Origin of the sequence: Streptococcus oralis, from assembly GCF_001983955.1 — a bacterium.
GTDB classification, from domain to species: domain Bacteria; phylum Bacillota; class Bacilli; order Lactobacillales; family Streptococcaceae; genus Streptococcus; species Streptococcus jiangnanensis.
Map to the genome: position 1 here is coordinate 751437 of NZ_CP019562.1, position 13918 is coordinate 765354.

11 protein-coding genes and 1 other annotated feature are annotated in these 13918 nt (G+C 40.7%); all 11 genes read left to right on the forward strand.

Going from position 1 to position 13918, the window contains the following annotated elements; translation table 11 throughout:
• Positions 1–53: 53 nt before the first annotated feature.
• The 11 genes from BWR56_RS03625 (at position 54) to BWR56_RS03675 (ending at position 13785) form a co-directional block, all read left to right on the forward strand.
• Positions 54–704, forward strand: a complete 651-nt coding sequence (locus tag BWR56_RS03625; RefSeq protein WP_076984480.1) for a helix-hairpin-helix domain-containing protein — start codon at positions 54–56, stop codon at positions 702–704.
• Entirely contained in the window at positions 688–2928 is a 2241-nt protein-coding gene (locus BWR56_RS03630; RefSeq protein WP_076984481.1) for a DNA internalization-related competence protein ComEC/Rec2, read from the forward strand. Before BWR56_RS03625 ends, BWR56_RS03630 begins: the two co-directional genes overlap by 17 nt.
• 72 nt (positions 2929–3000) lie before the next feature.
• Positions 3001–3132 (forward strand) — a sequence feature (ribosomal protein L20 leader region).
• A gap of 15 nt (positions 3133–3147) precedes the next feature.
• Positions 3148–3678 (forward strand): translation initiation factor IF-3, encoded by a 531-nt coding sequence (infC, locus tag BWR56_RS03635; RefSeq protein WP_000848184.1) that lies wholly within the window; start codon positions 3148–3150, stop codon positions 3676–3678.
• 32 nt (positions 3679–3710) lie between these two features.
• Positions 3711–3911: a 50S ribosomal protein L35 gene (gene rpmI / locus BWR56_RS03640; RefSeq protein WP_001125942.1), complete on the forward strand. Its 201-nt coding sequence runs from the start codon at positions 3711–3713 to the stop codon at positions 3909–3911.
• A gap of 51 nt (positions 3912–3962) precedes the next feature.
• Positions 3963–4322 carry a 50S ribosomal protein L20 gene (rplT, locus tag BWR56_RS03645; RefSeq protein ID WP_000124830.1) on the forward strand — a complete coding sequence of 120 codons (360 nt, stop codon included), beginning with the start codon at positions 3963–3965 and terminating at the stop codon, positions 4320–4322.
• A 175-nt stretch (positions 4323–4497) separates the two neighbouring features.
• The gene (locus BWR56_RS03650) at positions 4498–6162 is read left to right on the forward strand and encodes a molecular chaperone HscC (protein ID WP_076984482.1); all 1665 of its coding nucleotides are present in this window, start codon (positions 4498–4500) and stop codon (positions 6160–6162) included.
• Between the two features lie 13 nt (positions 6163–6175).
• Positions 6176–8947, forward strand: a complete 2772-nt coding sequence (locus tag BWR56_RS03655; RefSeq protein WP_071850848.1) for a J domain-containing protein — start codon at positions 6176–6178, stop codon at positions 8945–8947.
• A gap of 97 nt (positions 8948–9044) precedes the next feature.
• Positions 9045–9425, forward strand: a complete 381-nt coding sequence (gene gloA / locus BWR56_RS03660) for a lactoylglutathione lyase (protein ID WP_033629915.1) — start codon at positions 9045–9047, stop codon at positions 9423–9425.
• 247 nt (positions 9426–9672) lie between these two features.
• Positions 9673–10473 carry a dihydroorotate dehydrogenase electron transfer subunit gene (locus BWR56_RS03665; RefSeq protein WP_049505699.1) on the forward strand — a complete coding sequence of 267 codons (801 nt, stop codon included), beginning with the start codon at positions 9673–9675 and terminating at the stop codon, positions 10471–10473.
• Positions 10436–11422 carry a dihydroorotate dehydrogenase gene (locus tag BWR56_RS03670; protein WP_196769373.1) on the forward strand — a complete coding sequence of 329 codons (987 nt, stop codon included), beginning with the start codon at positions 10436–10438 and terminating at the stop codon, positions 11420–11422. The genes BWR56_RS03665 and BWR56_RS03670 overlap by 38 nt, the downstream gene beginning before the upstream one ends.
• A 110-nt stretch (positions 11423–11532) precedes the next feature.
• Positions 11533–13785, forward strand: coding sequence for a glucosaminidase domain-containing protein (locus BWR56_RS03675; protein WP_076984484.1), 2253 nt, complete (start codon positions 11533–11535; stop codon positions 13783–13785).
• Positions 13786–13918 lie beyond the last annotated feature (133 nt).

Sequence of the window (13918 nt, forward strand, 5' to 3'; positions counted from 1 at the left end):
ATTTTCAGCTGTTTTTTTCTTTCTCTTGCGAATAACTTAAGAGAGGAGAAAATATGGAAGCAATTATCGAGAAAATCAAAGAGTATAAAATCATTGTCATTTGTGCTATTTTAGGTTTGGCCTTGGGCGGATTTTTCCTACTAAAGCCAACTTCACAAACACCCGTCAAAGAAAAGAATTTGCAAGCTGAAGTCTCGGCCGTTTCAAAGGATTCATCGTCTGAAAAGGAAGTCAAGAAGGAAGAAAAGGAAGAGTCTGCTGAACAAGATCTGATCACAGTGGATGTCAAAGGTGCTGTTAAATCGCCAGGGATTTATGATTTACCAGTAGGGAGTCGTGTTCATGATGCTGTTCAGAAAGCTGGTGGATTGACAGAGGAAGCAGATAGTAAGTCGCTTAATCTCGCTCAGAAAGTCAGTGACGAGGCTCTTGTCTATGTTCCAACTAAGGGAGAAGAAGCGGCTAGTCAGCAGGCTGCCTCTGGAACGACTCCTTCGACAAGTAAAGAAAAGAAGGTCAATCTCAATAAAGCTAGTCTGGAAGAACTAAAGCAGGTCAAAGGCTTGGGAGGAAAACGAGCTCAGGATATTATCGACCATCGTGAGGCAAATGGCAAATTCAAGTCGGTAGATGAATTAAAGAAGGTCTCTGGCATTGGCGCTAAGACCATAGAAAAGCTAAAAGATTATGTCACAGTGGATTAAGAATTTCCCTATCCCCCTAATCTATCTGAGCTTTCTGTTACTCTGGCTTTACTATGCCATTTTTGGAGTGTCCTATCTCGCACTGCTAGGTTTTGTTTTTTTGCTCTTCTGCCTCTTTTTCCAATTTCCATGGAAATCTGCTGGAAAAGTTTTAGCGATTTGTGGAGTTTTTGGATTTTGGTTTTTGTTTCAAAATTGGCAACAGACACAAGCAAGTCAAAACCTAGTAGATTCTGTTGAAAGGGTACGGATTTTGCCTGACACTATTAAGGTCAATGGAGACAGTCTGTCCTTTCGGGGCAAGGCTGACGGCCGTACCTTCCAAGTTTACTATAAACTCCAGTCTGAGGAGGAAAAAGAGCTCTTTCAAGCCTTAACAGATCTTCACGAGATAGAGCTAGAAGGGAAAGTTTCAGATCCTGAAGGGCAGAGAAATTTTGGTGGATTTGACTACCAAGCCTATCTAAAGACCCAGGGGATTTATCAGACACTGACTATCAAGAGCATCCAGTCACTTAAACAGGTTAGCAGTTGGAATATAGGAGAAAATCTGTCCAGTTTACGTCGAAAGGCTGTAGTTTGGATTAAGATGCACTTTCCAGATCCTATGCGCAACTATATGACAGGTCTTCTTTTCGGACATCTAGATACTGATTTTGAGGAGATGAATGAGCTCTATTCCAGTCTTGGAATTATCCATCTCTTTGCTCTGTCGGGTATGCAGGTGGGTTTCTTTATGGATGCCTTTAAGAAACTCCTCTTGCGATTGGGCTTGACCCAAGAGAAGTTGAAGTGGCTAACTTATCCCTTTTCTCTTATCTATGCAGGTCTGACAGGATTTTCAGCATCTGTTATTCGCAGTCTCTTGCAAAAGTTACTAGCCCAACATGGTGTTAAGGGTTTGGATAATTTTGCCCTAACGGTCCTTGTCCTCTTTATCATCATGCCTAACTTTTTCCTAACTGCAGGAGGGGTCTTATCCTGCGCTTACGCTTTTATCTTGACCATGACTAGTAAAGAAGACGATGGGCTCAAGGCTGTTGCTGGAGAAAGTCTGGTCATTTCCTTGGGAATATTGCCCATTTTATCCTTTTATTTTGCAGAATTTCAGCCTTGGTCTATTCTTTTGACCTTTGTCTTTTCCTTTCTGTTTGATGTGGTCTTCTTACCGCTTTTGTCCATCTTATTCATTCTGTCTTTTATTTACCCAGTCACTCAGTTTAACTTTGTCTTTGAGTGGTTGGAGAACATCATTCGCTTGGTATCGCAGCTGGCAAGTAGGCCCCTGGTCTTTGGTCAACCCAACGCATGGCTGTTGATTCTACTGTTAGTTTCATTAGCCTTAGTCTATGACATGAGGAAAAACATTAAAAGACTAGCAGGATTTAGTCTCTTTATTGTGGGTCTCTTTTTCCTGACCAAGCATCCGCTGGAAAATGAAATCACTATGTTGGATGTGGGGCAAGGAGAAAGTATTTTCCTACGGGATATGACTGGTAAAACTATTCTCATAGATGTAGGTGGTAAGGCAGAATCTGATAAGAAAATCGAGGCTTGGCAAGAAAAGTCGACGACCAGCAATGCCCAGCGTACCTTGATTCCCTATCTAAAAAGTCGAGGAGTAGACAAGATTGACCAGCTGATTTTGACAAATACAGATAAGGAGCATATTGGCGATTTGCTGGAGGTGACCAAGGCTTTCCATGTCGGGGAGATTTTAGTATCAAAAGGAAGTTTGACACAGAAGGAATTTGTATCAGAACTAGAAGCAAGCCAAACCAAGGTACGCAGTGTGACAGCAGGGGAAAACTTGCCGATTTTTGGCAGTTACTTAGAACTTCTATCTCCAAGGCAGATTGGAGATGGGGATCGTGATGGTTCCCTGATTCTTTATGGGAAACTTTTGGATAAGCACTTTCTCTTCACAGGAAATTTGAAAGAGAAGGGAGAGAAGGATCTTCTAAAGCAATACCCTGACTTAGAGGTGGATGTCCTGAAAGCAGGTCAACATGGTGCTAAAACATCATCCAATTCAGCTTTCCTAGAACAGCTCAAACCGGAGTTCACTCTCATCTCAGTTGGAAAAAACAATCGTGCGAAACTCCCCCATCAGGAAACCTTGACACGACTGGAAAGTATCAAGAGTAAGATTTACCGAACTGACCAGCAAGGGGCTATTCGCTTTAAAGGATGGAATAGTTGGCGAATTGAAACGGTTCGATAAGATAGACAAAGTTTTTAAAAAATTGACTTTTTATCTTGACAAGGGATAGAAAACTTGGTATCATATAAAAGTTGAGAAAAGCAGAAGTGAGAGCTTCTCGCCTTGTGACATCAAGTTGCCTGGCCCTACGGATGAAAAGTTTCTAAGAAACGCTATCATAACGTGCGGGCTTGTATTATTACGAGTCCGCTATTGTTTTTCTCTAATAATAAAAAAGAGGTGAAAACCATAGCAAAGCAAGACTTATTCATCAATGATGAAATTCGTGTACGTGAAGTTCGCTTGATCGGTCTTGAGGGAGAACAGCTAGGCATCAAGCCACTCAGTGAAGCGCAAGCATTAGCTGATAGTGCAAATGTTGACTTAGTATTGATCCAACCCCAAGCAAAGCCACCTGTTGCTAAAATTATGGACTACGGTAAGTTCAAATTTGAGTATCAGAAAAAGCAAAAAGAACAACGTAAAAAACAAAGTGTTGTTACTGTGAAAGAAGTTCGTCTGAGTCCAACTATTGACAAGGGTGACTTTGACACAAAACTTCGCAATGCACGCAAGTTCCTTGAAAAAGGAAATAAAGTTAAGGTATCCATTCGCTTTAAAGGGCGTATGATCACCCATAAAGAGATTGGTGCAAAAGTTTTAGCCGAGTTTGCTGAAGCAACACAAGATATTGCGATCATCGAACAACGAGCTAAGATGGATGGACGCCAAATGTTCATGCAGTTGGCGCCAGCAACTGACAAAAAATAATTGTCAGAAAGTTAAATAAAGGAGAAAAAATCATGCCAAAACAAAAAACACACCGCGCATCAGCTAAACGTTTCAAACGTACAGGTTCTGGTGGACTTAAACGTTTCCGTGCTTACACTTCTCACCGTTTCCACGGAAAAACTAAGAAACAACGTCGTCATCTTCGTAAAGCATCTATGGTGCATTCAGGAGATTTCAAACGTATCAAAGCAATGCTTACTCGCTTGAAATAATAGCCTAACAGTAAGTAAACAATTCTAGGAAATATTTGGAGGAAATAAAACATGGCACGTGTTAAAGGTGGCGTTGTATCACGCAAACGTCGTAAACGTATTCTTAAATTAGCAAAAGGTTACTATGGAGCTAAACACATCTTGTTCCGTACTGCAAAAGAACAAGTAATGAACTCTTACTACTATGCATACCGTGACCGTCGTCAGAAAAAACGTGACTTCCGTAAATTGTGGATCACTCGTATCAATGCGGCAGCTCGTTTGAACGGACTTTCATACTCACAATTGATGCATGGTTTGAAATTGGCTGAAATCGAAGTTAACCGTAAAATGCTTGCTGACTTGGCTGTTAACGATGCAGCAGCTTTCACAGCTCTTGCAGATGCAGCTAAAGCAAAACTTGGTAAATAATGACAAACTGTTTCATTCTTACTCTCGTGGTTTTTACCGCAAGAGTAGGGTGAAACTTTTTTATTTTCCTTAAACGATTTTCTATTTTAGAGAGTAAATCACAGATTTTTTCAAAGAAAATAGGATATTTCTTGTATAATAGGAATATCTAAAAAAGATTTGGAGTTAGAAGAAGATGATAGTAGGTATTGATTTAGGAACGACTAATTCTTTAGTAGGGGTTTATCAAGATGGCCAGGTCAAGCTGATTCCCAATGCTTTTGGTGAGTATTTGACTCCATCTGTTGTGGCTTTAGATGACAATGATGAGATTATAGTTGGAAAAATTGCCAAGGAACGCTTGGTGACCCACCCAGATAAGACGGTTTCTCAGTTCAAGCGTTTTATGGGGACCAAGCATGAGTTGACGCTAGGAAATCGAGCATATAAAGCTGAAGAATTAAGCTCCTTTATCATTCGAAAGTTGGTAGACGATGCAGAGACCTATCTTGGAGAAAAGGTTGAGGAAGTGATTGTCAGTGTACCAGCCTATTTCAACGATGCTCAACGCTATGCGACCAAACTAGCAGGGAAATTTGCAGGTGTTCAGATTGATCGGATTATCAATGAACCTTCCGCAGCAGCTCTTGCTAAAAGATCTATGGTAAACCAAGAAGATCAATCCTTTATTGTAGTCGATTTTGGTGGTGGGACTCTAGACATTTCAGTTGTAGAGCTTTTTGATAATATCGTCGAAATCGTCTCGATCGCAGGGGACAATCGTTTGGGAGGAGAAGATTTTACTTCGGCTATTGCTGAGGAATTTTTAGTCTCCAATCAATTAACCAAGGATTCGATTTCCCGAGAATTTTATAGCAAAATTCTGGTACAGGCTGAAAAGACTAAGCTAGAACTCAATAGTAAAGAAGAAGTGAAGATGACAGTTCTGGACCAAGATCAGGAATACACTCTAGACTTGAGCTACCAACGCTTTTATGAGCTTTGTCAACCTCTGCTAGCCCGTGTTAAGGCTGTTTTGGACCGTGCCTTAATGGATGCACGCTATAGCTATGTATCATCAGATAACTTTGTTCTTGTTGGGGGGACTTCGAAACTCCGCTTGGTTCAGGACTTTTTATCCTACTGTATCAATCAAGTGGTGCAGGTTTCGGATGATCCTGATCGGATGATTGCGAGAGGTTGTGCCCTTTTAGCTGGAATAAAAGAACGGAAGGGTGAGATACGTGATTTGTTGCTGTCTGATATTTGTCCTTTTACACTGGGGATTGAGATAGTTGGAGACCGTTTTTCGCCGATTATTGAGCGAAATTCTACCCTACCTGCTTCACGCATCGAGCAGTACTATACGGCTGAATTGGGACAGAGCCAAGTCAAGATAAAGGTCTATCAAGGTGAGATGATGAAGGCATCACAAAACCTGTTCCTAGGAGAATTAGAAGTTCCCGTCCCTGTGAATACTAGAGTAAATGAAAGTTTCACAGTTCGATTTACCTATGATTTAAATGGAATTTTGGATGTCGAAGTGAAAATTGATTCAACACAGGAAGTCTTTAGTCATGTTATTCTCCAAGATAGTGTTACTCTGACAGAAAAGGAAATCAAGGCTAAGCAAGCAGAGTTGACTCGCTATAAGATCAATGCTCAAGAAACAGAGGTTTATCGTTTCTTGATTGAAAAAGCGAATCGCGTGTACAGTATGCTCTTGGGGAGAAGAAGAGATGAGCTAATGGCTGAAACTAGACGATTTGAAGAAGAGGTCAGTCAAGCATCTGTGTATCATTTGCCAAAACTCTATCAATCATTTTCAAACTATCTAGACTTCCTAGAGCGAGGACTGTAAAAGAGGAGACCTTATGAATATATGGGAAACTTTAGGGATAGAGCCAACGACTGACGTCAAGCTTATTAGAAGGCGTTATGCTGAACTGGTTCGGCTCTATCACCCAGAAGACCAACCAGAAATTTACCAAGAAATTGTTGAAGCGTACCAAAAAGCCTTGACTTATGCGAGGTCTAGAAATACAAGACCAGAAAATAGTCTAAGAAAAGCGAGTGACTCTCAAGAAGCTACTGAACTTGAAGAAAAGGCGAATGGAAAGCCTAACTCAAGTCTCAACTTTGAAAACTTGACTGAAGAAACGAAGACTGAGAACGAAGAGTCTGAAACATCTAGTCTTGATTTCAGTGATTATCAGCAATCAACTGATAAAACAAGCAATTCCTTTAACTTTGAAACCTTTAAAGCAGAAGAGGATGAGCAAAAGTCCACCCTTGACTTTAGTGACTATGATGAGGAAGTTCAGCTAAATGGAGATTCTGAAGAAAGAGCTAAGAATACCCTCAACTTTGAAACGTTTGGTGACGAAGAGAACCGTGGGCAAGAAGAAACAACAAGGTCTACTCTTGACTTTAGCGGTTATAATGAAGAAACTTATCTGATCCGAAATGCGATTGAAAGTATTGTTAAAAATGATGATTACAGTCCAGAAGAACAAGAGCATCTATGGCGTCAGTTCTTTCATCAGTATCAATATGATATGGACATTGTTCAATCCGTTTTAGAGGAAATGGATGTTTATATTTTTAACAAACCGGAGCAATTCTCTATCCTTATTCCCTTGCTGGAAGACTATATACCTGACTTTAAGTACTGGGGCTATTACTATAAACTGAAGTATTGGAAAGTTAAAAGAGATATAGCAGAAGAGGAAGGCAGTTCGCTTGAAAGCGCCCATGAAGCCACTGAAGAATTCTATTATTCTTATCAACTTTGCCAAGAAATTCTCCAAGATTCTAACAAAGCAAATCAATTGAACTCTTGGATAGAGTTTTTCAAGCACCCCTATCTGAGCTTTATGGTCTTAGATCAAGTAAATCAAAATCGTCAGATAATCAAGAGTGTGCCAGTTTTAACCTATATTCTTGAAAAAAACCGACAAGTCATATTTGAAGAGGATTATCCACTCTTGAATGACTTGGTTGATTACTTAGACGAAGTAAAAGGGGAGCTGGGAGAAAACGTTGACTTTAGTCACTACTCTCTAGATAATCCAGATGAAGTTGAGGCAGCCTTCTATGAGTTGCTCCATGCTCGCTATGAAGACGAGTACAAACTGTTACGTGATTGGCAATATCTTTTTGAATCAGTCAAAGATCACACGCTCCTACTTGATTTGTTAGAAAAGGTGGACGTCTATCCTTTAACCAATGCGAAAGTGTTAGCTCTCGTTCTCCAATTTGTGGAACGTTACAGTGATGAGGAATCAAATCCTTACCTGAAAAAACTTCATTTCTGGAAGAGTATCCATTCTTATCCTTCAGTGGTAGAGGAGTACGCACTAGATAAAAAAGAAAATTTTGATTACTGGTACAATGAAGGTTATCTCTATATGGATAAGCTCACGAAGAGCGATGAAGATATCAATGATTGGGAGAAGTGGAGAAGCTACTTTAAAGGAAGACCACGCATTCTAACGATTTTGCTTCAACAGATCTATAAGGAGTACCATCGGTTTACAGACGGCGAGCTCCTGAGATATGTTTTAGCTCCTTTTCCTACTTCTAAAATGGCTCCCCAAATGATGACGGAGGAGACAGACCAGAAACTAGAAGAGATGACGACTTATGCCTATGAACTTAGTCATCCAAAGGCCAGACTCTCTTATTTGGATTGGAAAAAAAGACAGGTCTTTAAAAATAAGTTTCTTCAGATTTTCTTTGGCCTCTTTACGATTGTGAGTTTGCTAGTCAGTATTATAGAGCGACCTGGTTATAATTCATGGGTTCATGCGGGTATGTTTTCACTCTTTTACGTCTATATGCTAAAATTAAGGAAAACACCGATTGAGGAAGGAGTGACTGCTAGAGGAGAAAAACGGAAATTCTACTACAGCCCCCATCCATGGTTCCTACTAATCTTGCTATTGACCCTCGTCATTCCATCCTTACCGTTTGGCCTCATCGGTGCCCTTATGTTTATTACATTTTTCAGCTTCATCGATGGTTTCCAAGTAAGTCAGGGGTTGAAGTGGGATTATTCTTTGGAGAAGCTGATTCCTATCGGTATCTTTCTTTCTGCTGGCTTCTTATCCGCTTTGGTAAATCGAAACCAGATCATTTCCGGAGTTGCAATGATGTACTTCCATATTTTTGCAATCCTTGTGATTTGCTTGTCTTTTACACGATTTAGTCCCGGATTTCCACCATCTCTGAAGAAAATTTTCATACCAGCAATCTTGGGAATCTTACTCTTTCAAACGTTGCCTTACATTCACAGCCGTTTAGATAACTTTGATCCAACTATTCTACGAAATGAAACTCTGGCCATAACGGTTATTCTCTTGTTAAATGGAATTGCCTTGTCTTATTTTACAAAGGAACAAGGCTTCATGATTGGTGTGAAGAAGGTCTTTATGATTTATGGATTGCAGATCTTTATTTTCCTAAGAAGACTGTTCCGAATCCTATTTGCACCAAATTCAGTTTTCGGTAATAACTATCATTACAAAGACTTACTACTCATGAACAGCGAATTTACGTTCTACTTCCTCGAAGGACTTTTTGTCCTGATCATGCTTTTCCTTATTCGCAATATACGCAAGGAAAATCGTAAAAGTGCTGCTTAGAATGAAAGCTTAGAGAAGAGGACTCTAGTTCAAGTTTCTAGTAAATTTTCCTGAATAAAGGTATAATAGAACTATTAAAATGAAAGAGGTAATGAAAATGGCTTCAAAAATGCTACACACTTGCTTGCGAGTAGAAAACCTTGAAAAATCAATCGCTTTTTATCAAGATGCTTTTGGATTTAAAGAATTGCGTCGCAGAGATTTTCCAGATCATGCTTTCACCATTGTCTACCTAGGACTTGAGGGGGATGACTATGAGTTGGAGTTGACTTATAACTATGATCACGGTCCTTATGTGGTAGGAGATGGCTTTGCCCATATTGCCCTCAGTACACCTGACCTTGAGGCACTTCATCAAGAACACAGCAACAAAGGCTATGAGGTTACAGAGCCCAAAGGCCTACCAGGTAACCCACCAAACTATTACTTTGTCAAGGATCCTGATGGCTACAAGGTCGAAGTCATTCGTGAAAAATAATCCAGTAAAGTCAAGTAGAATGTTCGTTTTCTGCTTGACTTTTTTTCTTTGAAAGAGTATACTAATACAAATTTAACCTTTAAGGGGAGTCCAGAGAGACTCACAAGGTGTCAGATAAAAGGGATAAAGGGACTCTCTGTGGAGACTTTTTAAGTGTGCGCATGAGTTCTAGCCTAACCTAACTGAGGCCTTGCATTAGCAAGGTCTTTTCTTTATCTGGTCCCCTTAAATTTAAGGAGGAAAAGTCATGAATCCCACATGTAAGAAACGTTTGGGTGCTATTCGTTTGGAAACCATGAAGGTGGTTGCACAAGAGGAAATCGCGCCAGCAATCTTTGAATTAGTCCTAGAAGGGGAGATGGTTGAAGCCATGCGAGCAGGTCAATTTCTTCATCTGCGTGTGCCTGATGATGCCCATCTCTTGCGCCGTCCTATTTCAATTTCGTCTATTGACAAGGCAAACAAGCAGTGCCACCTCATTTATCGGATTGAGGGGGCTGGGACCGCTATTTTTTCAACCTTAAGTCAGGGAGATACTCTTGATGTGATGGGACCTCAGGGAAATGGTTTTGACTTGTCTGACCTAGACGACCAGAGTCAAGTCCTCCTCGTTGGTGGTGGAATCGGTGTTCCACCCTTGCTTGAGGTGGCCAAGGAATTGCATGCGCGTGGGGTGAAAGTAGTGACAGTCCTCGGTTTTGCCAACAAGGATGCTGTGATTCTCGAAACAGAATTGACCCAATATGGTCAGGTCTTTGTAACGACAGATGATGGTTCATATGGTATCAAGGGAAATGTGTCAGTCGTCATTAATGACTTAGACAGTCAATTTGATGCTGTTTACTCATGTGGAGCGCCTGGAATGATGAAGTACATCAATCAAAAATTTTATAATCACCCAAGAGCCTATCTATCTCTAGAATCTCGTATGGCTTGTGGGATGGGGGCTTGCTATGCCTGTGTCCTAAAAGTGCCAGATAGTGAGACAATTAGTCAACGCGTCTGTGAAGATGGCCCTGTTTTCCGTACAGGAACAGTTGTATTATAAGGAGAAAGTCATGACTAACAAACGTTTACAAGTTTCTCTACCGGGATTGGATTTGAAAAATCCTATCATACCAGCATCAGGCTGTTTTGGTTTTGGTCAGGAATATTCCAAGTACTATGATTTGGACCTTTTAGGCTCTATTATGATCAAGGCAACGACTCTAGAACCCCGTTTTGGCAATCCAACTCCTAGGGTGGCAGAGACGCCTGCTGGTATGCTCAATGCAATCGGCTTGCAAAATCCAGGTTTAGAATCTGTTTTAGCTGAGAAATTGCCTTGGCTGGAAAGAGAGTATCCTAAACTTCCCATCATCGCCAATGTAGCAGGCTTTTCAAAACAAGAGTACGCTGCCGTTTCTCGAGGAATTTCCAAGGCAGCTAATGTAAAAGCGATCGAGCTCAATATCTCTTGTCCGAATGTGGATCATGGCAATCATGGACTTTTGATTGGGCAAGATCCTGATTTGGCCTACGAAGTGGTAAAAGCAGCTGTGGAAGCCTCTGATGTGCCAGTTTATGTTAAGTTAACCCCTAGTGTAACGGATGTTGTCACTATTGCTAAAGCCGCAAAAGATGCAGGAGCAAGTGGGTTAACCATGATCAATACCCTTGTCGGTATGCGCTTTGACCTCAAAACTAGAAAACCAATCCTAGCCAATGGTACAGGTGGAATGTCAGGCCCAGCAGTTTTTCCGGTCGCCCTCAAACTCATTCGTCAAGTAGCCCAAACCACAGACCTCCCGATCATTGGAATGGGGGGAGTGGATTCGGCTGAAGCAGCGCTAGAAATGTATCTGGCTGGTGCCTCTGCCATCGGTGTTGGAACAGCCAACTTTACCAATCCATACGCCTGTCCTGACATCATCGAAAATCTGCCAAAAGTCATGGACAAATATGGCATTAGCAGTTTGGAAGATCTCCGTCAGGAAGTCAAAGCCAGTCTGAGATAAGCTAGATCTTCCTTATCGTCAACACGAAATAGAATCTTCATCAATTTGTAATATTTCCGTCGGTTAACTATGTTACAATAGGGATTAGAAAACGTTATTGGAGCATTTAAATGAAACGATGGAAAGTGGCCCTAGTAAGTGCTGGCTTATTGGGGTGTTTTTTTACTGTAGTGGAGACAGCAAAAGCAGAAGAGGGAACTTGGCAAGGAAAGACCTACCTCAAAGCAGATGGGAAACCAGCAACCAACCAATGGATCTTTGACCAAACGCAACAGGCTTGGTTTTATTTAACAGCTGATGGAAATCGTGCTGAGAATGGTTGGCTGACACTTGGTGGTAAGGACTACTATTTTAACGAAGCTGGAAAATTAGCTACGAAAATGTGGATTGACCAGTATTATGTGACTGAAAGTGGTGCTAAAGCTAAGGAACAGTGGGTATTTAATCAGGAACAAGAATCCTGGTATTATCTCAAGTCTGATGGTCAGAAAGCTCAAAATGAGTGGATTCAACAAGGTCAGGAAAAATATTACCTTAAAGAAGATGGGAAAATGGCCAAAGATGAGTGGATTACTCAAGGGGAGAACCAATACTACATCAATTCACAAGGTAAAATGCTGAAAAATGCTTGGCTTGGTAAGAACTATATATCAGAAAATGGTCATAAGGTTAAACAAGCCTGGATTTATGATGACAACTATAGCAGTTGGTTCTACCTTCAACAAGACGGCACCTACGCTGAAAATAGCTGGTTAACCATAGATGGGAAGGACTACCATTTTAAATCAGGCGGTTATCTTTCAACTGAGCGTTGGATTGATCGCTTCTATGTTGCTAAAAGTGGAGCTAAATTGAAATCGGAATGGCTCTTTGATAAGAATTATGATTCTTGGTTTTACTTGAAAGCTGATGGAACCTATGCCGAAAAAGGCTGGGAAAAGATCAAAGAAAAAGATTACCATTTTAAATCCGGTGGTTATCTTTCTACCGAGCGCTGGATTGATCGCTTCTATGTTGCTAAAAGTGGAGCTAAATTGAAATCGGAATGGCTCTTTGACAAGAATTATAACTCTTGGTTTTACTTGAAAGCTGACGGAACCTATGCTGAAAAAGGTTGGCAAACCATCAAAGGCAAGGATTACCATTTCAAATCTGGTGGCTACCTCTCTACAGAAACTTGGATTGACCGCAGTTATGTGACGAGCAGTGGAGCAAAAGCTGGCAAAGGGTGGCTCTTTGACAAGAATTATAACTCTTGGTTCTATATTAACTCTGATGGAAATTATGCCAATAAAGAATGGCTCTGGGATAATGGTTACTACTATCTCAAATCTGGTGGTTATATGGCTGCGAGTGAGTGGGTATGGTACAAGAACAATTGGTTCTACCTCAAGTCAAATGGAAAGATGGCTGAGAAAGAATTAATCTACGATTCATCCGACCAATCATGGTACTACCTTAAATCAGGCGGTTATATGGCAAAAAATGAAACTGTGGATGGTCATACCTTGGATGCTTCTGGTAGATGGCATGTTGCGGATAAAACCAAATATTACAAAGTTAAACCCATCACAGCCTATGTCTATAGTGCATCTGGAGAAATCTTAAGTTACATTAACCAAGGAAGCATCGTTTCACTGGATAGCTCGACGCGAAAAGGTGGCCGACTTGCAGTTTCGATTTCTGGCTTGTCTGGCTATATGAATCAAAGTGATTTGACAGCAGTGGATGAAGGAAGCGAGTTTATCCCTCATTATACTAGTGATGGGAAATTCCTCTATCATGAACTCTCTCCTTATACGAGTATCAAAGTAGCTCCACACACATCTGCTATGGTTATTGGTAAGAAGTACTACTCAACTGATGGAGAGCATTTTGATGGCTTTACCATTAAAAATCCTTTCCTCTATAAAAACTTGAGAGAACCAAGTAATTATAGTGCAGCTGAATTGGATAAACTGTATTCGATGATGAACTTGCAGGATAGTCCTCTCGCAGGTAAAGGAGCGACTTTCAAAGAAGCTGAGGAACGCTACGGTGTCAATGCCCTTTACTTGATGGCACATAGTGCCCTTGAAAGTGCTTGGGGACGCAGTCAAATTGCCAGAGATAAGAACAACTTCTTTGGTATTGCTGCTTATGATACGAGCCCATATCTCTCAGCCAAGAGCTTTGATAATGTGGATAAAGGAATCCTTGGAGCCGCCAAGTGGATCCGTGAGAACTACATCGACTATGGCAGAGACCACCTTGGAAATAAAGCAACCGGAATGAATGTTCGCTATGCTTCTGATCCATACTGGGGTGAGAAAATAGCCAGCATCATGATGACCATCAATAGTAGACTTGGTGGGAAAGACTAATCAAAAGAAATCAACGGTAACTACTGAAAAAGTGGTTATCGTTTTTGTTTTAGTCATTGGAAGAAAAATAGTATAATAACAGCATCTTTGTTCTTGAACAATTAACAAAATGATAGTAAAATGTAATAGAAGA